Origin of the sequence: Palleronia abyssalis (genome assembly GCF_900302445.1) — a bacterium.
Classification (GTDB): Bacteria; Pseudomonadota; Alphaproteobacteria; order Rhodobacterales; family Rhodobacteraceae; genus Palleronia; species Palleronia abyssalis.
This window is the reverse complement of the sequence record NZ_ONZF01000001.1, coordinates 531768-552834: the sequence shown is the minus strand read 5'-3', so window position 1 is coordinate 552834 and position 21067 is coordinate 531768. Positions and strand designations below refer to the sequence as shown.

Annotated in this window: 18 protein-coding genes; 10 read left to right on the top strand and 8 right to left on the bottom strand. The window is 66.7% G+C overall.

Annotation, left to right across the window (positions count from 1 at the left end; translation table 11 throughout):
- The first annotated feature begins 27 nt into the window (after positions 1–27).
- From aceE to PAA8504_RS02745, 5 genes are all read left to right on the top strand, one after another.
- Complete coding sequence (gene aceE, locus PAA8504_RS02765; protein ID WP_108892606.1) at positions 28–2682, top strand: pyruvate dehydrogenase (acetyl-transferring), homodimeric type; 2655 nt, start codon at positions 28–30, stop codon at positions 2680–2682.
- Between the two features lie 34 nt (positions 2683–2716).
- On the top strand, positions 2717–4060 hold the full coding sequence (locus tag PAA8504_RS02760; protein WP_108892605.1) for a dihydrolipoyllysine-residue acetyltransferase: 1344 nt from the start codon (positions 2717–2719) through the stop codon (positions 4058–4060).
- Positions 4061–4070: 10 nt separating this feature from the next.
- Complete coding sequence (gene lpdA, locus PAA8504_RS02755) at positions 4071–5816, top strand: dihydrolipoyl dehydrogenase (protein WP_108892604.1); 1746 nt, start codon at positions 4071–4073, stop codon at positions 5814–5816.
- Between the two features lie 149 nt (positions 5817–5965).
- Positions 5966–6454, top strand: a complete 489-nt coding sequence (locus PAA8504_RS02750; protein ID WP_181375669.1) for a phasin family protein — start codon at positions 5966–5968, stop codon at positions 6452–6454.
- 66 nt (positions 6455–6520) lie between these two features.
- Entirely contained in the window at positions 6521–7801 is a 1281-nt protein-coding gene (locus PAA8504_RS02745; RefSeq protein ID WP_108892602.1) for a DUF3422 family protein, read from the top strand.
- A 7-nt stretch (positions 7802–7808) separates the two neighbouring features.
- Here PAA8504_RS02745 and PAA8504_RS02740 read toward each other — a convergent pair whose 3' ends face one another.
- Positions 7809–9185 carry an MATE family efflux transporter gene (locus PAA8504_RS02740; protein WP_108892601.1) on the bottom strand — a complete coding sequence of 459 codons (1377 nt, stop codon included), beginning with the start codon at positions 9183–9185 and terminating at the stop codon, positions 7809–7811.
- 91 nt (positions 9186–9276) lie between these two features.
- On the opposite strand from PAA8504_RS02740, the gene PAA8504_RS02735 reads away from it, so the two are divergent.
- The 3 genes from PAA8504_RS02735 to PAA8504_RS02725 are packed head-to-tail and all read left to right on the top strand — an operon-like array spanning position 9277 to position 12522.
- Positions 9277–10623, top strand: a complete 1347-nt coding sequence (locus PAA8504_RS02735; RefSeq protein WP_108892600.1) for an NAD(P)/FAD-dependent oxidoreductase — start codon at positions 9277–9279, stop codon at positions 10621–10623.
- Positions 10624–10630: 7 nt separating this feature from the next.
- Positions 10631–11791 (top strand): M20 aminoacylase family protein, encoded by a 1161-nt coding sequence (locus tag PAA8504_RS02730; protein ID WP_108892599.1) that lies wholly within the window; start codon positions 10631–10633, stop codon positions 11789–11791.
- Positions 11788–12522, top strand: coding sequence for a glutamine amidotransferase (locus tag PAA8504_RS02725; RefSeq protein ID WP_108892598.1), 735 nt, complete (start codon positions 11788–11790; stop codon positions 12520–12522). The genes PAA8504_RS02730 and PAA8504_RS02725 overlap by 4 nt, the downstream gene beginning before the upstream one ends.
- Here the strand turns inward: PAA8504_RS02725 and PAA8504_RS02720 are convergent.
- Genes PAA8504_RS02720 through moaA form a run of 3 tightly spaced genes read right to left on the bottom strand, consistent with a single transcriptional unit; the run spans position 12501 to position 15840 of the window.
- Complete coding sequence (locus tag PAA8504_RS02720) at positions 12501–13574, bottom strand: glycosyltransferase family 4 protein (RefSeq protein WP_108892597.1); 1074 nt, start codon at positions 13572–13574, stop codon at positions 12501–12503. The genes PAA8504_RS02725 and PAA8504_RS02720 overlap by 22 nt on opposite strands.
- A gap of 38 nt (positions 13575–13612) precedes the next feature.
- The gene (locus PAA8504_RS02715; RefSeq protein WP_108892596.1) at positions 13613–14836 is read right to left on the bottom strand and encodes a 3-deoxy-D-manno-octulosonic acid transferase; all 1224 of its coding nucleotides are present in this window, start codon (positions 14834–14836) and stop codon (positions 13613–13615) included.
- Positions 14836–15840, bottom strand: coding sequence for a GTP 3',8-cyclase MoaA (gene moaA, locus PAA8504_RS02710; protein ID WP_108892595.1), 1005 nt, complete (start codon positions 15838–15840; stop codon positions 14836–14838). Before moaA ends, PAA8504_RS02715 begins: the two co-directional genes overlap by 1 nt.
- 86 nt (positions 15841–15926) lie before the next feature.
- Here moaA and PAA8504_RS02705 point away from each other — a divergent pair, with 86 nt between their 5' ends.
- The gene (locus PAA8504_RS02705; protein WP_108892594.1) at positions 15927–16433 is read left to right on the top strand and encodes a hypothetical protein; all 507 of its coding nucleotides are present in this window, start codon (positions 15927–15929) and stop codon (positions 16431–16433) included.
- A gap of 565 nt (positions 16434–16998) precedes the next feature.
- Positions 16999–17343, top strand: a complete 345-nt coding sequence (locus PAA8504_RS02700; protein ID WP_108892593.1) for an alpha/beta fold hydrolase — start codon at positions 16999–17001, stop codon at positions 17341–17343.
- Positions 17344–17403: 60 nt separating this feature from the next.
- Here PAA8504_RS02700 and typA read toward each other — a convergent pair whose 3' ends face one another.
- The 4 genes from typA to PAA8504_RS02680 form a co-directional block, all read right to left on the bottom strand.
- Positions 17404–19221, bottom strand: a complete 1818-nt coding sequence (gene typA / locus PAA8504_RS02695) for a translational GTPase TypA (protein ID WP_108892592.1) — start codon at positions 19219–19221, stop codon at positions 17404–17406.
- Between the two features lie 69 nt (positions 19222–19290).
- Positions 19291–19812 (bottom strand): CHAP domain-containing protein, encoded by a 522-nt coding sequence (locus PAA8504_RS02690; protein WP_108892591.1) that lies wholly within the window; start codon positions 19810–19812, stop codon positions 19291–19293.
- The gene (locus PAA8504_RS02685) at positions 19805–20701 is read right to left on the bottom strand and encodes a mechanosensitive ion channel family protein (protein WP_370739665.1); all 897 of its coding nucleotides are present in this window, start codon (positions 20699–20701) and stop codon (positions 19805–19807) included. Before PAA8504_RS02685 ends, PAA8504_RS02690 begins: the two co-directional genes overlap by 8 nt.
- A gap of 36 nt (positions 20702–20737) precedes the next feature.
- Positions 20738–21067 carry a DMT family transporter gene (locus PAA8504_RS02680; RefSeq protein WP_108892590.1) on the bottom strand — a complete coding sequence of 110 codons (330 nt, stop codon included), beginning with the start codon at positions 21065–21067 and terminating at the stop codon, positions 20738–20740.

The following is a 21067-nucleotide window of genomic DNA, read 5'->3' as shown; positions in this document are numbered from 1 at the left end:
CTCGACCAGACGGTAGGGAGTCCCGCAATGAAAGACGGCCACGACGACATCGATCCGGTGGAAAGCCAGGAATGGCAGGAGGCGATCGAGGATGTGATCGCCCGCGACGGCCCGGACCGCGCGCATTTCCTGCTGGACAAGGCGGTCAGCCAGGCGCGGGCCTCGGGCGCGCAATTGCCGTTTTCCTCCACCACGCCCTATCAGAACACGATCCCCGCCGACGACTTGGTCGAGATCCCCGGCGACGCGGACATGGAAAAGCGCATCCGGTCGATCAACCGCTGGAACGCGATGGCGACGGTTGTGCGGGCGAACAAGGCAACCGATGGGATCGGTGGGCATATCGCGTCCTTCGCGTCCTCGGCCGTGATGTACGATCTAGGCCTGAACCATTTCTGGCGCGCGCGCTCGGCGACCCATGGCGGCGACCTGGTATTCTTCCAGGGCCACGTGATCCCCGGCATCTATGCCCGGTCCTTCATGGAGGGCCGCATCAGCGAGGAGGATCTGGCCAGCTTCCGGATGGAGACGGGCGGATCGGGCCTGTCTTCCTATCCGCACCCATGGCTGATGCCCGACTACTGGCAGTTTCCCACCGTTTCCATGGGTCTGGGGCCGTTGATGGCGATCTATCAGGCGCGCTTCATGAAATACATGGAGAACCGCGGCCTGATCGAGAAGTCGGACCGCAAGGTCTGGTGCTTCCTCGGCGACGGCGAGATGGACGAGCCCGAGTCCCTGGGCGCCATCAACCTTGCCGCCCGCGAGAAGCTGGACAACCTGATCTTCGTCGTGAACTGCAACCTGCAGCGACTGGATGGCCCCGTCCGGGGCAACCACAAGATCGTGCAGGAGCTTGAGGGCAGCTTCCGCGGTTCGGGCTGGGAGGTGTTCAAGGTCCTCTGGGGCAAGGGCTGGGACGACCTGCTGGAACGCGACACCTCCGGCAAACTGCGTCAGTTGATGGACGAGACTGTCGACGGCGACTACCAGACCTTCAAATCGAAGGACGGCGCCTATATCCGCGAGCATTTCTTCGGCAAGTACCCCGAGACGGCCGCCCTGGTCGAGGACTGGACCGACGAGGAGATCTTCGGCCTGCGCCGCGGTGGCCACGACGCGCAGAAGGTCTATACCGCCTACAAGCGCGCGACCGAGACAACCGGTCGCCCGTCCTGCCTGTTGGTCAAGACGGTCAAGGGCTACGGCATGGGCAAGGCCGGCGAGGGGCAGAACACCACCCACCAGCAGAAGAAGATGGACGAGGAGCAGCTGCGCGCCATGCGCGACCGCTTCAAGATCCCGGTGGACGACAAGGACATCGCCAAGGCGCCCTTCGTCACGCTGAACAACGCACAGAAGGCTTATCTGGCCGACCGGCGCAAGGATCTGGGCGGGCCGTTCCCGTCGCGCTATACCGGCGCGCCCGCGCTGGAGGTGCCAGCGCTGGACGCGTTCAAGCGCGAACTGCAATCGACGGGGGATCGCGAGGTCTCGACCACGATGGCCTTCGTCCGGATCCTTACGACGCTTCTGCGCGACAAGAAGATCGGCGAACGCGTGGTGCCCATCGTGCCGGACGAATCCCGGACCTTCGGGATGGAGGGGCTGTTCCGCTCGGTCGGGATCTACAACCCTTTGGGGCAGAACTATACGCCCCAAGACGCCGAGCAGATGTCGTTCTACAAGGAGTCGCAAGACGGCCAAGTGCTGCAGGAAGGCATCAACGAAGCCGGTGCAATGGCTGACTGGATCGCGGCGGCGACGTCCTATTCCAACCACGGCGTCCCGATGATCCCGTTCTACATCTTCTATTCGATGTTCGGGTTCCAGCGGGTGGGCGATCTATGCTGGGCCGCCGGCGACAGCCGTGCCCGGGGTTTCCTTCTGGGCGGCACTGCGGGCCGGACCACACTGAACGGCGAAGGGTTGCAGCACGAGGACGGGCACAGCCTTGTCCTGGCCTCCACGGTGCCGAACTGCATCAGCTATGACCCGACCTTCAGCTACGAGGTCGCGGTGATCGTGCAGGACGGCATGCGCCGCATGTTCGCCGAGCAGGAGGATGTCTATTACTACCTGACCCTGATGAATGAGAACTACGTCCACCCCGAAATGCCGATGGGCGCGGAAGAGGGGATCAAGCGCGGGCTTTACCGGTTCAAGAAGACCGATAAGCCCGGTGAGAAGCACGTGAATCTAATGGGTTCCGGTACGATCTTCATGCAAAGCGTGAAGGCGGCCGAGATGCTGGAAGAGGATTTTGGCGTAACCTCCGATCTTTGGTCCGCCACCTCGTTCAACGAACTGGCGCGCGACGGTCAGGACGCGGTGCGCTGGAATCGCCTGAACCCGCTGGACGAGCCAAAGGTGCCTTACGTCACCCAGACACTTCAGAATGCGAAAGGACCGATCATCGCGGCGACCGACTACATGAAGACCTATGCCGAGCAGATCCGCGGGTTCGTGGAGCAGCCCTTCACGGTTCTCGGCACGGACGGCTTCGGCCGGTCGGACAGCCGCGAGAACCTGCGCCGCTTCTTCGAGGTCGATGCCAACCACATCGCCGCGGCCGCGATGCACGAGCTTTACCGCGCGGGCACCGTCACCAAGGACGAGATGCAGAAGGCCGTGCAGAAATACGCCATCGACGGCGCCAAGCCCAACCCGCGCCTAAGCTGAGCGCGACCGGAAAAGAACGAGGGAATACAGAGATATGGCGATAGAAGTCAAAGTTCCGGATATCGGCGATTTCGACGACGTTCCGGTCGTGGCGGTCTTGGTCTCGGAAGGCGACACCGTCGCCAAGGAAGACCCGCTGATCGAACTCGAATCCGACAAGGCAACGATGGAGGTTCCGTCCTCGCACGCCGGCGTGGTCAAGGAAATCAAGCTCAAGGAAGGCGACACCGCCGCGGAAGGCACCGTCATCCTGATCCTCGAGGAAGAAGATGCCGGAGGCGACAGCGACGCTGGTGACGGTGACGACAAAAAGGCTGACGCCAAGGCCGACGCGGCGAAGAAAGAATCCCCTAAAGACGACGCCCCGAAGGAGACAGCCGCCAAGGGCAGCCGCGAAGGGTATGGCGATGGCGGGCCAAGTCAGGGTACCGCGCCGCAGCCCGCGTCAAACACCGTGGTCGATACCGGATCGTCGAAGTTCCACGCCTCGCCTTCCGTCCGGGCCTTCGCCCGCCGGGTCGAGGTGGATTTGCGCCAGGTCAACGGGTCGGGCCGCAAGGGCCGGATCCTGCGCGAGGATGTCGAGAAGGCGCTGAAGTCCCAGGCCCCCGCGGGTGGCCAGGCGCAGGCGCAGGGCGGCATGGGCATTCCGCCGATCCCGGCTGTCGATTTCTCCAAGTTCGGCCCCGTGGAAGAGGTCGAGATGTCCCGGATCAAGAAGATCTCGGGGCCCGCGCTGCACCGCTCTTGGCTGAACATCCCACATGTGACGCATAACGAGGATGCGGACATCACCGAGCTGGACAAGTACCGCAAGGAGCTTGACACCGCCGCCAAGGAAGAGGGCTATCGCGTCACGCTTCTGTCCTTCGTCATCAAGGCCAGCGTCAGCGCGCTGCGCAAGCATTGGGAGTTCAATTCCTCCCTGCATCCCGACGGCGACAAGCTGATCAAGAAGGACTTCTACAACATCGGCTTCGCGGCGGATACGCCGAACGGCCTGATGGTGCCGGTGATCAAGGATGCCGACCGCAAGGGGATCGAGCAGATCAGCCGCGACCTGATGGAGCTGTCTTCAGCCGCGCGCGAGGGCAAGCTGAAGGGCGACGACATGAAGGGCGCGACCTTCACGATCTCCAGTCTCGGCGGGATCGGCGGCACCTCGTTCACCCCGATCGTCAACGCGCCCGAGGTGGCAATCCTGGGCCTGACGCGCTCGGCCATGAAGCCAGTCTGGAACGGGCAGGAGTTCGAGCCGCGCAACATGCTGCCGATGAGCCTGTCCTACGATCACCGCGCCATCGACGGCGCGCTGGCCGCACGCTTTGCGGCGCACCTGAAATACCTGCTCGGCGACGTGCGCCGGCTGATGCTGTAAGGAACCCGATATGACCGATGTGAAGGTTCCCGATATCGGCGATTTCCAGGACGTGCCCGTGGTGGCCGTTCTGGTCTCTGTCGGCGACACGGTCGCCAAGGAAGATCCGCTGATCGAGCTTGAATCCGACAAGGCGACGATGGAAGTCCCGTCGAGCGCGGCCGGGAAGATCACCGAGATCCGCGTGAAGGAGGGAGATTCAGTCACCCAAGGCGACGTGATCCTGGTGCTGGAAGGTGCTGACGCCGAAGAGGGGGAAGATGCCCCTAAGGAGAAGACCGAAGAGCGCGCGAAGGCCGACAGCCCTGCGCCCAAGGCCGCCGAAGGCACCGCTTCCGGCTCGGGCGACCTGCATGCCGAGGTAGTTGTCCTCGGCTCCGGCCCCGGCGGCTATTCGGCTGCGTTCCGCGCCGCCGATCTGGGCAAGAAGGTCGTGCTGATCGAGAAATACGCCAGCCTCGGCGGCGTCTGCCTGAACGTGGGCTGCATCCCCTCGAAGGCGCTTCTGCACGCCGCCAAGATCGTCACCGAGACCGAGGAGATGTCGTCCCACGGGTTGAAGTTCCAGAAGCCCGAAATCGATGCCGACGGGTTGCGCAGCTGGAAGAACGACGTGGTCAAGCAGCTGACCGGCGGTCTTGCCGGGCTGGCGAAACAGCGCAAGGTGACGGTCGTCCACGGCTGGGGTGAATTTACCGGCGCGAACTCGATCTCGATCGAGACCGAGGACGGCGCCAAGACCGTTACCTTCGACCAATGCATCATCGCCGCTGGGTCCGAGGCGGTGAAGCTGCCCTTCGTGCCCCATGACGACCCGCGCGTAGTTACCTCGACCGGGGCGCTGGAGCTGGACCCGATCCCCAAGCGCATGTGCGTTCTGGGCGGCGGGATCATCGGGTTCGAGATGGCGACCGTCTATGACGCGCTGGGGTCGGACGTGACCGTGATCGAGATGATGGACCAGATCATCCCCGGCTGCGACAAGGACATCGTGAAGCCCCTGCAGAAGCGGATGGAAAAGCGCATGACCATTCGCACCAAGTCCAAGGTGACCGAGGTGAAGTCCGGCGACGACGGCTTGACCGTCACATGGGAGGACGCCAAGGGTGAAACCACGACCGAGACCTTCGACAAGATGCTGGTCGCCGTGGGCCGCACGCCCAACGGCAAGAAGATCGCGGCCGACAAGGCGGGCGTTCAGGTCACCGATCGTGGCTTCATCGAGGTCGATCACCAGCAGCGCACCAATGCGAACCATATCTTCGCCATCGGCGACGTGGTCGGCCAGCCGATGCTGGCCCACAAGGCGGTGCACGAGGGCAAGGTCGCGGCCGAGGTCTGCGCGGGCGAGAAACGCGCCTTCGACGCGCGCGTCATCCCCTCGGTCGCCTATACCGACCCCGAGGTCGCTTGGGTCGGCATGACAGAAGAGCAGGCGAAACAGCAGGGGATCAAGATCCACAAGGGCGTCTTCCCGTGGGCGGCGTCCGGGCGGGCCCTGTCGAACGCGCGCTCGGAAGGGATCACCAAGCTGATCTTCGACCCCGAGGACGACCGCGTGATCGGCGGCGCCATCGTCGGCACCAACGCGGGCGACCTGATCTCGGAAGTGGCGCTGGCCATCGAGATGGGGGCCGATGCGGTCGATCTGGGCCACACGATCCACCCGCATCCGACGCTTTCGGAAACGGTAAACTTCGCGGCCGAGATGTTCGAGGGCACGATCACCGACCTGATGCCCCCGAAGAAGAAATAGCACTGCTGACCCGGATCCGCGGATCCGGGTCGCCCCTTTTCGCGGATCACGTCCGACAGAAACGTCCCTGACATCGACCGCCACGCTTGATCGCGGGCCCGTTCCCTTTATCGTGAGCCGCATAGGCCGGATCCATGGGAGGACCCAAAATGGCGCGTAATCCGAACAACCCCTTCGACATGAGCAGCCTGATGGATGCGTTCGACCCCGAACGCATCCAGCGGATGTGGAACCCCCAGGCCATGATGCAGGCGTTCCAGCAGCCGCAGGCGCAGATGTTCGACATGGAGCAGGTGATCCGCGCCAATCAGCGCAATTTTGAGGCCATGTCCGAATCCAACAAGGCGGCGGCCGAGGCGTACAAGGACCTTCTCGACAAGCAGATGGAGATCTTCGAGAAGATGACCCATGCCGCGCGCCAGCAATACGAATGGGCCGAGGAGAATGCCGGCCCCGATGCGATGAAGGCCCGTACCGCGGCCGTGAACGACGCCGTGGAAGAGGCGCTGATGCTGATGCGCAAGATGGCCGACAACGCCCGCGAGGCGAACGAGGACGCCTACAAGTCCATGCAGGAACAGCTGTCGGAATCGGTCCGCAAGGTCGAGGAATCAGCCAAGAAGGCGTCCAAGACCTGATCCCGGGGGGCACGGCGTGATCGCTGCATACGTGCCACGTTGTTGCGCGCCAAGCGGGCCGCACACATGACCGGGATCGCGGATCACGAGCTGCGCTACGATCTCGCCAACGAGCTTCACGCCCGCCCGTTCCCGTCCCTGTCGGCCCCGTGCTACGCCGCCTACCTGGCGATCAAGGCCCCTCAGGACGCCGCCCGCCGTGACCGGGACCGGGACCGCGCGCATCTGATCGCGCTGCTCGACAGGTTCGGCGCCCAGCACCCCAAGCCCGGCGCGACCCACTGGTTCGGAGAGATCGGGCGCCATCGTCTGAAATGGGAAAGCCATACCGAGTTCGTGACCTACACGATATTCGGCGACGGCGTGGCCGAAAAGGCGTTCGACCGCGGCGTGTTCGACGTCTTTCCCGCAGACTGGCTGAAGGAAAGCCCCGGCGTGCGCATCACCTCGGCCCTGATCCGGGTCGAGGATCGCCCCGAGACGGCCGAAATTCGCGACCGCCTGGCGAAGTGGTTCGTCCCCGAAAGCCTAGCAGTTAGCGAGGTTCTGGAAGGGGCCGCACTGATCGCGTCCGATTTCCGCATCGACGGGGGCGGGCACATGCGCATGGTGGTCTTCACCTCGCCCGGCATCGGTCAGCGGCGCACGGGCCGCATCGTTCAGCGCCTGGCCGAGATCGAGACCTACAAGACCATGTCGATGCTGGGCCTCGCCCGCGTACGTCAACTGTCGCCGAAGATGAGCGAGCTCGACCGCAACCTGTCACGCCTGATGGACGAGATGACGGGCGAGGCGAGCCGGCCGGAGACGACGCTGAAGGGCCTGCTCAGCGTCTGGGCCGAGCTCGAGACGGTGCTGGCGCAATCCTCGTTCCGCTTCGGTGCGACCGAGGCCTACGAGGCGTTGGTCACGCAACGCATCGGTGCGCTGCGCGAAACCCGGTTCGAGGGGCGCCAGACCTTCGCCGAGTTCATGATGCGCCGCTTCGATCCCGCGATGCGTACGGTCAAGGCCACCCGCACCCGCCTGCGCGAGATGAGCGAGCGTGCCCTGCGCGCGGGCGACCTTCTGCGCACACGTGTGGACGTGGATCGCTCGGCCCAGAACCAGGAGCTTCTGGAAAGCATGGATCGCCGCGCCGACCTGCAGCTGCGCCTGCAACGTACGGTCGAGGGGCTGTCGATCGTCGCGATCAGCTACTATGCCGTCAGCCTGGCCGCCTACGCCTTCGCCCCTGCGATGGAGGCCGCGGGCCTTTCGGAGGCTGTCGGCACCGCGCTTTTGGTACCAATCGTCGTGGCGCTGACTGCTTTCGCACTCTGGCGGGTGAAGCGCGCGCTGCACTGATCCGGCTCTACTCCCCCGCGACGGGCGCGCCGTGTGGCTCGGCCCGGATCCCCAACGGCCACAGCCCGGTGCGGCTCGTGGCCCAAAGGGTCGCCAGCGCCCCCGCGACATTCGCCGTGGCCGCCGCGATGGCGATGCCGGTGAACCCCATTACGCCCACGAGGATCCAGGCCAGCGGCAGATAGACCGCGGAGATCCGCGACAGCGACAGGCCCATGGACCAAACCGCCTTGGATCGCGCGTTCAGCGCCGCGTTCCCGGTCACCAGCACCCCGTATCCGAACAGCGAAAACCCGACGATCCGAAGGTAAGTGGTCGAGATCGCCGCGTCCTCGGCGCCCGATGCGATCCAGCCCGAGATCGTCTGGCCGAACAGCAGCAGCACCAGTCCCACCGCTGCGCCGTAGCCCACGCACATCATCCACGTCACCCGGACCGAGGATCGCGCCCGCCCGGTACGCCGCGCGCCCCAGTTCTGCCCGACCACCGGCCCGATCCCTGAAGACAGCGCCAGAAGCGGAACCAGCGCCAACGTCTGCACCCGCGTGGCCGCCCCGAAGCCCGCGACCGCGGCCTCGCCCAGGGTGGCGACGGCAGCTGTCACCATCGCCATGCCCGCGGGGTTGATCGCGTTCGACAAGGCGGCGGGCAAGCCGACCTGGCCGATCAGGCGTCCGGAGGTGCCGATGCATGCGAACGGATCACGACAAGTCGTCAAAAGCCCCTTGTGCCAAGCCCACAGAAGGCCGCCCACGGTCGCCCCCATGCGCACCGCGAAAGTCGCAAAGCCCGCGCCGCCCGTCGACATCTCGGGGAAGGGGCCGACCCCGAAGATCAGAAGCGGATCTAGCGCGATGTTCCCGGCCGCCTGCGTGACCATGATCGTGGCCGCCGTCACCCCGTCACCACGCGCGCGGAACATCGCGCCGATCAGCATGGACAGGACGAGGAACGGGAAGGACATGGCCCACCAGAACACGTAGGCGGCGATTTCGGGCCGCACGGCCTCGCCCGCGCCGATGGCCGCGAACAGCGGGCCCTGCACGGCCCACAGCGCACCGCCCACGAAAAGGCCGACCAGAAGCCCCAGACCCAGCGCGTGCATCCCCATCCGGATCGTGTCGTTGCTGTCGTCGCCCCGTCCGATCGACTGGCTGAGCGCGGCGTTCGCCCCTGCCGACAGGCCGATGGACAAGGACGTCACTGCCACCGTCACCGGATAGATGTATCCCACCGCGGCAAGCTGCGTCTGCCCGACCCGGCCCAGGAAATACGCGTCCGCCAGCCCGACCGAGATCACGCCGAAAATACCCAGCGTCATGGGGGCCGAAACCTTGAGAACGGCGCGGGTCACCGAACCTTCGGCGAGATTTTGATCGGGCATGCACTTTCCTTCGTCAGGGCGCAGATAGGGCGGGCCGCGTCGCGTCCAGCCCCGCTTGACCTTTCGACGCAGGCGGCACAGCCTTCGGCCCATGACACCCACCGGACCCGTGACACTCGACACCCCTGTACATCATGACAGCCCCCTCCCGTCCGCCGCCGATCTCATCGTGATCGGCGGCGGGGTGGCGGGCGTCACCACCGCCTATTACGCCGCGAAATCCGGCGCCCGCGTGGTCCTGTGCGAGAAGGGGCGCATCGCGGGCGAGCAATCCTCGCGCAACTGGGGCTGGATCCGCCAGCAGGGTCGCGACCCGGACGAGCTTCCGCTGGTGATCGAAGCGGTCGCGAACTGGCACGCGTTGCAAGCCGAAACCAACGAGGATCTGGGCCTTCGGCAGACAGGGACGCTCTATTTCGCGTCGGACGAGGCGACGCTGCAGCGATACCGGAATTGGGCGCAGATCGCCGCGGGCCACGGACTCGACAGCCGTGTCGTGGGCTCGACAGAGATGTCGAGTATGCTGCCCGATGCCCGCGCCGACTGGATCGGCGCCCTCTGGACCCCCTCGGACTGTCGGGCCGAGCCTTGGGTGGCCGTCCCCGCTCTGGCCCGTCTGGCCGCGCGCACCGGCGTGACTATCCGCGAGAATTGCGCGGTTCGCGCGCTCGACCTCGAAGGGAGGCAGGTCACGGGCGTCGTCACCGAGGCGGGCCGCATCCGCGCGCCGCGCGTGGTGCTCGCCGGCGGCGCGTGGTCGGCGAAACTGCTCAAGCGCCATGGCGTCGCGCTGCCACAACTTTCGGTCCGCGCGACAGTGGGGCGAACTCAGGTCCTGCCCGAGGTCTTCGCCGGGCAGGGCGTCGACGACCGTTTCGCCTTCCGACGTCGCACCGACGGGGCCTATTCGCTGGCCCCGTCCTTCGATCACGACTTCTTCCTGGGCCCGGCCGCATTTCGCCACGCCCGCGATTACTGGCCTGTCTTCCGCCGCGACATCCTGTCGACGAACCTGCGCCCCGCGTCCCCCCGCAGCTACCCCGACGCCTGGACACTGCCCCGGACGTGGTCCGAGGACGCCCCCGGCCCGTTCGAGGCGATGCGCGTCCTCGACCCGCCCCCGAACCTGCGCTTCGTGCGCCGCATGGCCCGCCAGTTCGCCGCCGCGTTCCCCCATCTGGGCGAGGTGCGCGTCACGAAGGCCTGGGCAGGCATGATCGACGGCCTGCCCGACATGATCCCCGTGATCGACCACGTCCCCGACCTGCCCGGACTGATCTGCCTGACAGGACTATCAGGTCACGGGTTCGGCATCGGGCCCGGGGTGGGCCGCGTCACTGCCGACCTTGCGCTCGGCCGCGATCCGGGCCACGACCTGTCCCCGTTCCGCTTCGCGCGCTTCTCCGACGGGACAAGGCGCGCCGCGTTCCACCTGTGAGGATCCCATGCCCATCCGCAACCGCATCGCCGACATGGCCCCCGAGATCGCCGATTGGCGCCAGACCCTGCATCGCAACCCCGAGATCCTGTTCGAAACGCACAAGACCGCGCGCTTCGTGGCCGACAAGCTGCGCGCCTTCGGCTGCGACGAGGTGGTCGAGGGCATCGGCCGCACCGGTGTCGTCGGCCTGATCCACGGCACCACCGGACCGGGGCGCTGCATCGGCCTGCGCGCGGACATGGACGCCCTGCCCATCACCGAAACGACCGGCGCCCCCTACGCCAGCGAAATCCCCGGCAAGATGCACGCCTGCGGTCATGACGGGCACACCGCCATGCTGCTGGGCGCCGCGCGCTACCTGGCCGAGACGCGCGCCTTCGACGGCACCGTCGCGGTGATCTTCCAGCCCGCCGAGGAAGGCGGCGGCGGCGGGGACGAGATGGTGAAGGACGGCATGATGGACCGCTTCGCGATTCAGGAAGTCTACGGCATGCACAACTGGCCCGGGATCCCGGTGGGCGAATTCGCGATCCGCCCCGGCGCCTTCTTCGCCGCGACGGACATCTTCGGTATCGACGTGATCGGGCAGGGGGGCCACGCCGCCAAACCGCACGAGACGGTGGACCCCATCGTGATCTCGGCCCAGATCGTCACCGCGCTGCAGACGCTGGCCAGCCGCGTCGCGGACCCCACGCAGCAGCTTGTCGTGTCGGTGACCGGCATCGAAAGCTCCAGCCAGGCGGACAACGTGATCCCTTCGCGCGTGCATCTGAAGGGCACCGTGCGCACCATGGTCCCCGCGATGCGCGACATGGCCGAGGACCGGATCGCGCAGATCTCGACCGGCATCGCCGCCGCCCACGGTGCCCGGGCCGAGCTGCGATACGACCGCAACTATCCGGTCATGGCCAACCACGCGACCCAGACCGAATACGCCGCCGACGCCGCGCGCGCGGTGGCAGGCGACTGCAGTGCGGCCGACTTGATCATGGGGGGCGAGGATTTCGCCTTCATGCTCGAGGCGCGACCGGGGGCCTATATCCTGGTGGGCAACGGAGAGACCGCACCGCTTCACGCGTCGGATTACGATTTCACCGACGACGCGATCCCCGCAGGCGTGGCCTACTGGGCGACGCTGGCCGAACAGCGCCTGCCCCAGGGGTGAGCGTCCTTCTGCTGCAAGGCCGCCCCGAGGACGAGGCCGCTGAAGAGGAATACCGCGCCATCCTGTCGCGCGGGGGCTTGACCGAAGCGCAGGTCCGTCGCGTCCGGCTGGAACGCGACGATCCCCCGCCGCTTGAAGGAGCCCGGGCCGTGATCCTTGGCGGCGGCCCGGCTTGCGTCAGCGATCCGCCCGACACAGTCCCGGCGGCCGAGGCGCGCATCGCCGCCCGCAGTGCCGCCGTCGTGGCCGAGGCCGCCGCGCGGGATCTGCCGTTCCTTGGCCTGTGTTACGGGATCGGCGCGCTGGCCGCGCATCTGGGCGCGCGGGTGGACAAGTCAGCGGGGGCCGAGCCGATCTCGGCCGCGCCCCTGACCGTCACCGAAGACGGTCGCGCCGATCCGATCCTGGCGGGCGTTCCCGACAGCTTCACCGGCCTGACCGCCCACAAGGAAGCGGTGCAGGAGCTGCCCGCTGGCGCCGTCCACCTGGTGCGGGGCGACACCTGCCCGTTCCATATGATCCGCCACGGCCGCCATGTCTATGCCACGCAGTTCCACCCCGAGGCGGACGGCGCCAGCTTCGCCCTGCGCATCCGCGTCTATGCCGACCGCGGCTATTTCGCCCCGGCCGAGGCCGCGCAGCTGATCGACCGGATTGGCGCGGTGAAGACGCCCCATGCGGGGCGCATCCTGCGCAACTTCATCGAGCGTTACGTCCGCCCCGCGCGGTGAACCGCCAGATCCTCGCCCGCCCAGAGGCGTTCATAGATTTCGGCCGCGCCATCCGCCTCTGCCCCGATGGAATGATCGCGCACGGCCTTATCGCGCGCGGCGCGGCCCATCGCCTCGATCCGATCGGGATCGGCCAGCAATTCGGCCACCGCCTGCGCCGCCGCCGCGACATCGCCCGGCGGGACGATCAGCCCGGTCCGCCCCCCGTCCGAGAACGCGCGGTAATGCCCAGTGTCCGAGCACACGAAGGGCGTGCCCGCGGCCATGCCTTCCGCCGGAACCACGCCGAAGGGTTCATAACGCGCGACGTTCACGATCAGCGATAGCGCTGGCATGATATCGGCCTGCACGTCGCCCTCGACGAAGCCCAGAAAGTGGAACCGGTCGCGCAGGCCCGCCTCGGTCACGCGCCGCTCCAGCCCTGCCTGGAACTCGGCCTCGGACGGTTTGGCCATGCCGATGACAAGGGCGGTCACGTCCGGATCGTCCTGCATCACGCGGATCATCGCATCGACGAAGACGTCGGTGCCCTTCTCGGGGCGGACGCGGCCGACGATGGCGACGCCCGTCTCGCCGCCATATCCCAGCGCCTTCCACGCCGCGCGACGGTCGGGCGCGGGGCGGTAATTCTCGACATCCACACCATGGGGCAGGGTCGCGGCCACGTCCGGAAAGAACGCCGCCGCATCGGGCGACGTGGCGATCACCGCGTCCATCCGCCCGATCAGCCAGCGCGGGAAGGCCGAATGGCGATGCTTCGCGGCCGAGGTGAAGACCGTGCGGATCGGCAGCCGCAGCACGTCGCGGGCATAGAGGGCCGAGATCATCTCGGGGTCGCGGCGCACGTGCCAGATGGCGCAGGGCCGCCCGTTCGACGGGCTGCGCGACAGCCGCCGCGCCCGTTTCGCCGTGATCGGGTCGGGCAGGCCGGGCAGGGGGTGGCCCACCAGCGCAAGGTCGTAGCGGCCCATGTGGTGCCGCGCCATGCGCTGCGCGGTGGACGAGACGCCGGTGAAGCGCGTGTTGTAGTTGGTAACAAAAAGCTCGGGCATGGTCTGGGTGTGGCCTTCCGCGCAAGATTTGTCGAGGCTCAGAGCGTCAGGCACGCCGCCGCGATGCGCCTTGCGCGGTCCGGGTCGCCCGTCAGCCCCGCATCGGGGGCCGTGTCCAGCGTCGCCAGCACGGCCGTCGCAAGCTCCATGTCGTCGCGCACCCGCGTGACCCGTCCCTCACGCGCCAGCGTGGTGAAATCCGCCGTCGCGTTTTCCGTGTGCGGCCCGGTGATGATGCGGCACCCGAAGCCCGCAGGCTCCAACGGGTTGTGCCCCCCGATGCCGGGGATCATCGACCCGCCCAGGAACACCGTCCCCGTCAGCGAGAACCACAGCCCCAGCTCGCCGTAGCTGTCGGCCAGATAGACGCGCCCGGGCCGGGGCAGCCCCCCGCGGCTGCGGCGCGCCGGTTCGGTCAGCAGGATCGACACCTCGTCGCCCCGTTCCTTGTGCCGCGGCGCCAGGATGCAGATCGTGCCGGGCCGCGCGGTCAGGATCCGGTCCTGAGCGCGCAGGACGATCTCCTCCTCGCCCGGGTGGGTCGATGCGGCGACCCAGACCGGAGAGGTCCCGATCGCGTCGGCAAAGCGAGCGCGTTCTTCCGGGTCCACGGGCAGCTTGGCCGAGGCCAGCTTCAGCGACCCACCGATCTCGACCCGTGGCGCGCCGAGGCTGCGCGCCCGCTCGGCCGTGTCCGCGTCCTGCGCAAGGATCAACCCGATCCGCCCGAACACAGCGCGCGCCAGCCGTGGCGACCGCCCCCAGCCCTTCGCCGCCCGCGCCGAGATTCGGGCCGAGGCCAGCGCCAATGGGATGCCGCGGCGGTAAAGGGCCGCGATCTGCGTCGGCCACAGCTCGCTTTCCAGGAACACGGCGCGTTCCGGCGCCCAGTGGTCCAGGAACCGGCGCACGGCCGCGGGGTGGTCGATGGGGGCAAACCGGTGCAGCGCGCGGTCGGGCAGTCGCATTCCGGCCAAAGCGGCCGAGGATGCAGTGGTGGTCGTCAGAAGCACATGCGCGTCGGGCCGGGCGTCGAGGATCGCGTCGATCAGGGGCAGGGCGCTCATCATCTCGCCCACGCTGACGGCGTGGACCCAGATCACAGCACCGTCGGGTCGCCCGTGGGTGTGGCCCAGACGTTCGGACCAACGATCCGGCGGACCGCCATTCCGGACGAACCGACGCCGGGTCCGGCGCGCGATCAGGGGCCAGATCAGCCGCTCGGCGCCGCCGATGGCCGTCAGGCGCAGACCGCCCCGCATCAGCCGCCGGTGTGGCTCATGTGGCGGGTCATCTGACCGCCCGCTTCCTGCCGGGAATAGTCGAAATCATGCCCCTTGGGCTTCAGAGAGATCGCCGCCCGGATCGCTTCCTCCAGCACGCGGTCGTCCTCGGATGACCTCAACGGCGCGCGCAGGTCGGCCATGTCTTCCTGGCCCAGGCACATGTAAAGTTCGCCCGTGCAGGTCAGGCGCACACGATTGCAGCTTTCGCAGAAATTATGCGTCAGCGGGGTGATGAAGCCGATATCCTGCCCCGTCTCCTCGATCTTCACATAGCGCGCCGGTCCCCCGGTGCGCTTGGTCAGGTCGGTCAGGGTGAACCGCTGTTGCAGCTGGCCGCGCAGATCCTTCATCGACCAGTACTGCCCCACGCGGTCCTCGTTGCCCAGATCGCCCATCGGCATGACCTCGATGAAGGTCAGGTCCATGCCGCGCTCGGCGCACCAGTCCACGATGTCGAACAGCTCTTCCTCGTTGAAACCCTTCAGCGCGACGACGTTGATCTTGACGCGCAGCCCCGCCTTTTGGGCCGCGTCGATCCCCTTCAGCACCTGCGGCAGGCGGCCCCAGCGAGTGACGCGGGCGAACTTGTCCTCGTCCAGCGTATCGAGCGAGACGTTCACCCGCCGCACGCCCGCGGCATACAGATCGTCCGCGAAACGGTGCAGCTGGCTACCATTGGTGGTCAGCGTCAGCTCCTCCAGCGTTCCGGCTTCCAGATGGCGGCGCATTCCGTGGAAGAACGTCATGATATCGCGCCGCACCAGAGGCTCACCGCCGGTGATGCGCAGCTTCTTCACGCCCAGCCGGATGAAGGTTGAACACATCCGGTCCAGCTCCTCCAGGGTCAGAAGCTCTTTCTTGGGCAGGAACTGCATGTTCTCGGACATGCAATAGACGCAGCGAAAGTCGCAGCGGTCCGTGACGGAGACACGCAGATAGCTGATCGCGCGCTGGAACGGGTCGATGAGGGGTGCTGTCATATCTCGATACCTATGGGCCGGCCCGGGGGTCGGCAAGGGTGCTTTGGTCGTTGTGACTGCGCAGGGCTTGTGGCTAACCTGCGGGCATGACTCGTATCGTTCCGTTCAGCGCCATTGCGCTCGTCATCGCCCTCGGGGCCTGCTCGCAGGTGTCCGAGACCTTCAACCGCCAGGACACCGCCCCGGTTCCGGACGCGCCCGCCGCGGCCCCGGCCCCCGTCGCGCCCGAAACCGACGACGAGGTGGCCGCCGTCGTCCAGGCCCCGGCGCCATCTTCGGGCGCGCGCACGGCCGCGGAGTTCGACACCACCACGGACGCGCAGAAAGCCGCGGCACAGGCGCCCTCCGAAGGGGGGCAGCGCCTGGGGCAGGTCACGGCATCGCTGGGCGACGTCGGTGATCCGGGCCTCTGGATCCGCACTGACCTAGTGACCTCGGTCCAGCCCGGGCGGATCGAGAACCCCGCCAACGGCCAGAGCGGTCTGGTCGAACTGCGTCCCGGCGATGGCGGCGCGACCCTGTCCATAGCGGCTATGCGGCTTCTGGAGATTCCCCTGACCGACATCCCCGAGGTTGTCGTCTATACGCGCTGAGCGGCCCGATACCGACCCCGGGGTGCGGCACTTCGGTCGCACCCCGGGAACCTCTCCTGACTTTGCGTAGGCACTGCAGTTCGTACGGGGCCCGAGAGGTGAGCATACCCCCCACCTCCACCGTTTCGCCGCCCCCGTCCCGCTGATGGGTGCCCTCGCTGCCAGCCGCCGCGCAGGGCCAGCCTTGATCCTCCGGCCCCTGACCCCCTGACGCGCGCGACGGCCAGACCGTCAGCGTCAACTGCGCGAAGATCGTCCAGTGCGAAAGCGGCCAAGGCGATGCGCTGCTTCTGCTGTACGGTAATCCCATGTCGGGCGCGCTGTTCGGATGAATACGTGGCACGCCAGACGACCACCACGTCGTGACCATTGACCACCGCGGCTACGGCAACGACCACGCCGGCGGTCGGTGGGATGTCCATGGGCGGCCCTATCGGGTTCGAGATGTCTCGCCAGAGCCCAAACGTCTTGCGCCACATGCTGTTGATCGAGGATCCACACCCGGCCGGCATCTGGGACGGCGCGTATACCGTTCTGGAGGAGCAGCAGGACAATCCTGTTAATAATGTCCAAGATGCTGACCGGCGAGGCGCACCCGGGCGAGCAGGCGACGATGCCAGACGACCTGACCACGATGATCGAGCAGGCCTCGATCGACGGTGCGCTTGGCGGTTCAACCGCACCGGCCGACCGTCCCGACAGCACCGAGACGCTGCAATCGGTCGACGTTCCGGTGCTGGCGCTGGTGGGGATCGAGGATCCGGTCTACCCGGTGGCCATCAGCCAGCAGATGGTCGATGCCGCGCAGGACGGCACGCTGGCGGTGATCGACGGGGCAAGCCATGCCGCCGTGTTCGAGAATCCCAACGACTCAGCGCAGGCGATCCTGGATTTCCTGTCGGCAGACTAGTCCTTCACCCTGCCTGAAACGAAAGCGCCCGGGGACGATCCCCGGGCGCTTGTCCGTTCGTCAGCTGGCCTTGGCGCTGCGCTTGCGCTCGTGCGGGTCAAGGAACCGCTTGCGCAGGCGGATGGCGTTGGGCGTCACCTCGACCAGTTCGTCGTCGTCGATATAGGCGATGGCCTGTTCCAGCGTCATCGTCACCGGCGTCGTCAGGCGCACAGCCTCGTCCGTGCCGGAGGCGCGCACGTTGGTCAGCTGCTTGCCTTTCAACGGGTTGATCTCGAGGTCGTTGTCGCGGTTGTGCTCGCCCAGGATCATGCCCTGATACACCTGCTCCTGCGAGCCGATGAAGAACTTGCCGCGGTCTTCCAGCTTCCACAGCGCGTAGGCCACGGACTGCCCCGATTCCATCGAGATCAGGACACCTTGACGCCGCCCGGGGATCGGTCCCTTGTGTGGCGCCCATTCGTGGAACACCCGGTTCAGCACGCCCGTGCCGCGCGTGTCGGTCAGGAACTCGCCGTGATACCCGATCAGGCCGCGCGAGGGGATATGCGCGACGATCCGCGTCTTGCCCGCGCCGGCCTGTTTCATCTCGACCAGATCGCCCTTGCGGGGCCCGGTCAGCTTTTCGATCACGGCGCCGGAATACTCGTCATCCACGTCGATGGTGGCTTCCTCGATCGGCTCGTGCTCGACTCCGTCGATGTCGCGCGTCAGCACGCGGGGGCGGGAGATCGACAGCTCGAACCCCTCGCGGCGCATGTTCTCGATCAGCACGCCCATCTGAAGTTCGCCCCGACCGGCAACCTCGAACGCCTCGCCTCCGGGGGTGTCGGTCACCTTGATGGCGACGTTGGTCTCGGCCTCCTTCATCAGCCGCTCGCGGATGACGCGGGACTGCACCTTTTTGCCGTCGCGACCCGCCAGCGGGCTGTCGTTGATGCCGAAGGTGACGGTGATGGTCGGCGGGTCGATGGGCTGGGCTTCCAACGGCTCATCCACCGCCAGCGCGCAGATCGTGTCGGCCACGGTGGCCTTCGACATGCCCGACAGGGTGACGATGTCGCCCGCCACGGCCTCGTCTATATCGGTATAGTCCAGACCCCGGAACGCGCGGATGCGGCTGACGCGGAACTGTTCGATATGCTGGCCCTGGCGCGACAGCGCCTTCACCGTGGCGCCCGCCTTCAGCTTGCCCGATTCGACGCGGCCCGTCAGCAGGCGGCCCAGGAAGGCGTCAGCCGACAGGGTCGTCGCCAGCATGGTGAAATCCTCGTCCTGGCGCGATTGCTGCTTGGGGCGCGGCACGTGGCGCACTACCAGGTTGAACAGCGCATCCAGGTTCTTGCGCGGGCCGTCCAGCTCGCTGTCGCACCAGCCGTTGCGGCCCGAGGCGTAGAGATGGGGGAAATCCAGTTGATCCTCGTCCGCGTCCAGCGAGGCGAACAGGTCGAACACCTCGTCCAGCGCGCGGTCCGGCTCGGCATCGGGCTTGTCGACCTTGTTCAGCACCACGATCGGCCGCAGACCCAGCGCCAGCGCCTTGGAGGTCACGAACTTCGTCTGCGGCATCGGGCCTTCGGCGGCATCGACCAGCAGAACGACACCATCGACCATCGACAGAATCCGCTCGACCTCGCCGCCAAAATCGGCGTGACCGGGGGTGTCGACGATGTTGATACGGGTGGTCTTCCACTCGACCGAGGTGTTCTTGGCAAGGATCGTGATCCCGCGTTCGCGTTCCAGGTCGTTGGAATCCATTGCGCGTTCGGCAACCTGCTGGTTCTCGCGAAACGCGCCGGATTGCTTGAGAAGCTCGTCGACAAGCGTGGTCTTGCCGTGGTCGACGTGGGCGATGATCGCGATATTGCGCAGATCCATGAGTCAGGTCCTTTCCGGGGTCGCGCGCGCCTTACCGTGCAACCGCAGCAATGGAAAGCGGCAATACGCTCAGCCGAACGGATGCGCGTGCCCGGGCGGCGCGAAAATACGCTGTCCCGTGGGGACAGGGCCGCCGGGCCATCGGCAATCCAGAAGCCGTACCTTGGGATAGCGCATGATGCAGACCTTGTTCAACTGGTTCCCGCCCAGAACGTGGAACGCCGTATCGTCCTCGGCGACATAGAAGGCGACATGCCCGAACGGAAGGCGCGGATGGTAGTGCCAGAAGACCATCACCGCGCCGATCTGCGGCTCGCTCGGATCGGCCCATCCCATCCAGGGCCGCGCGCGGGCATGACCGCGAGGCAGGGGGATCTCGCCGAATGAACGGCGGAGGCAATGAGCGACGAACAATCCGCACCATGGCAGGCGCAACGGTGTCACACGGTTCAGCCCGTAAACCCAGCGAAACACCGGCTGGTGGGGCCCGGGATGCGGCCGGTCGATGGCCAGTCCCTCGACCGCGAACCGCCTGGCCTCTGCCACCCAGGGTAAAGCCGCGTCGAACGCCGCCTCATGCGCCTTAAGCATCGTCGTCGCGCTGCCGGATCGGCAGCGGCTCCTTGAAGGTCAGGGTGCGATAGGGGAACGGGATCTCGATCCCCGTTTCGTCGAGGGCGCGCTTGACCGCGGCCACCACCTTGTCGCGCGACCGGCGAATGTCGACCGGCTTCGATCCGGTCCACCACGTGACCTCGAAATTGATCGAGCTGTCGCCGAATTCCTGCGCGAAGATCTGCACGTCCTTCACATCGTCACGGACTGTATCCACGTGCCGCACCGCCTCGGTGATGACCTCGCGCGCGGCATCCACATCTTCGCCATAGGCGACGCCGACGATGATCGTCGTCCGGCGCAGCCCGGTCGCGGTGCGGATCGTGACGGGGTTCTTGAAGAACATCGCGTTGGGCGCGACCACCAGCTGCCCGTCCGTCTGGCGGATATGGGTATCGCGAATGGTGATATCCTCGACCTGGCCGTCGATGCCCTGGCATTCGATGAAATCCGACTTCGAAAACGGCTCTCGGATCAACAGAAGGATCCCGGCCAGAAAATTCTCGAACACGTCGCGAAAGGCAAAGCCAATGGCCACGCCGCCGACGCCCAACGCCGCCAGCGCCTCTCCTGGCGTGATCGACGGAAAGGCGATCGTCGCCGCGGTCAACACCCCCATCAACCACAGGCCCACGGTCAGCAGCATCACGATCACGTCGCGCATGGCCCGCCGCATCCGCGCGCGCCCCAGTGCCTTTGGGACGATCCAGTTGACCATCCTGACCGCCAGCCACACCAGCGCCAGGAACACGACCGCCAGCACGATCTGCGGCAGCGCGCGCCAGAACGCGGTGGCATAGCCGCCCATCTGGACGCGCATCGGCTCGGGAAGGGTGTCCCACACGGGCCCCAGGATCTGTTCCATGTTGCCCAAGTTAGAGGCCCATCACGAAAAAGCGAGTTAGTGCGGCGTCGCCCCCGAGAAAAGTTGGATTACCAGGATGCCCGACAGGATCAGCGCCATGCCCAGGATCGCCGGCAGGTCCAGGGGCTGGCGAAAGACGATCCAGCCGATGGCCCCGATGAACACGATCCCCAGCCCCGACCAAACGGCATAGGCCACGCCCACCGGGATCGTCCGCAGGGTCAGCGAAAGGAACCAGAAGGCCACGCCATAGCCCAGCACCACCAGCACCGACGGAAGGGGCCGCGTGAACTGCTGGCTGGCCTGCAGGGCCGAGGTGCCCACGGTTTCGGCCGCGACGGCCAGCACGAGGTAAAGCCATGCCAT

What these genes read in the sequence shown, in the direction of transcription:
- aceE (WP_108892606.1), top strand. Translation starts at nt 28, where the DNA reads ATGAAAGACGGCCACGACGACATCGATCCGGTGGAAAGCCAGGAATGG.
- PAA8504_RS02760 (WP_108892605.1), top strand. Translation starts at nt 2,717, where the DNA reads ATGGCGATAGAAGTCAAAGTTCCGGATATCGGCGATTTCGACGACGTT.
- lpdA (WP_108892604.1), top strand. Translation starts at nt 4,071, where the DNA reads ATGACCGATGTGAAGGTTCCCGATATCGGCGATTTCCAGGACGTGCCC.
- PAA8504_RS02750 (WP_181375669.1), top strand. Translation starts at nt 5,966, where the DNA reads ATGGCGCGTAATCCGAACAACCCCTTCGACATGAGCAGCCTGATGGAT.
- PAA8504_RS02745 (WP_108892602.1), top strand. Translation starts at nt 6,521, where the DNA reads ATGACCGGGATCGCGGATCACGAGCTGCGCTACGATCTCGCCAACGAG.
- PAA8504_RS02740 (WP_108892601.1), bottom strand. Translation starts at nt 9,185, where the DNA reads ATGCCCGATCAAAATCTCGCCGAAGGTTCGGTGACCCGCGCCGTTCTC.
- PAA8504_RS02735 (WP_108892600.1), top strand. Translation starts at nt 9,277, where the DNA reads ATGACACCCACCGGACCCGTGACACTCGACACCCCTGTACATCATGAC.
- PAA8504_RS02730 (WP_108892599.1), top strand. Translation starts at nt 10,631, where the DNA reads ATGCCCATCCGCAACCGCATCGCCGACATGGCCCCCGAGATCGCCGAT.
- PAA8504_RS02720 (WP_108892597.1), bottom strand. Translation starts at nt 13,574, where the DNA reads ATGCCCGAGCTTTTTGTTACCAACTACAACACGCGCTTCACCGGCGTC.
- PAA8504_RS02715 (WP_108892596.1), bottom strand. Translation starts at nt 14,836, where the DNA reads ATGCGGGGCGGTCTGCGCCTGACGGCCATCGGCGGCGCCGAGCGGCTG.
- moaA (WP_108892595.1), bottom strand. Translation starts at nt 15,840, where the DNA reads ATGACAGCACCCCTCATCGACCCGTTCCAGCGCGCGATCAGCTATCTG.
- PAA8504_RS02705 (WP_108892594.1), top strand. Translation starts at nt 15,927, where the DNA reads ATGACTCGTATCGTTCCGTTCAGCGCCATTGCGCTCGTCATCGCCCTC.
- PAA8504_RS02700 (WP_108892593.1), top strand. Translation starts at nt 16,999, where the DNA reads ATGTCCAAGATGCTGACCGGCGAGGCGCACCCGGGCGAGCAGGCGACG.
- typA (WP_108892592.1), bottom strand. Translation starts at nt 19,221, where the DNA reads ATGGATCTGCGCAATATCGCGATCATCGCCCACGTCGACCACGGCAAG.
- PAA8504_RS02690 (WP_108892591.1), bottom strand. Translation starts at nt 19,812, where the DNA reads ATGCTTAAGGCGCATGAGGCGGCGTTCGACGCGGCTTTACCCTGGGTG.
- PAA8504_RS02685 (WP_370739665.1), bottom strand. Translation starts at nt 20,701, where the DNA reads ATGGAACAGATCCTGGGGCCCGTGTGGGACACCCTTCCCGAGCCGATG.
- PAA8504_RS02680 (WP_108892590.1), bottom strand. Translation starts at nt 21,067, where the DNA reads ATGGCATGGCTTTACCTCGTGCTGGCCGTCGCGGCCGAAACCGTGGGC.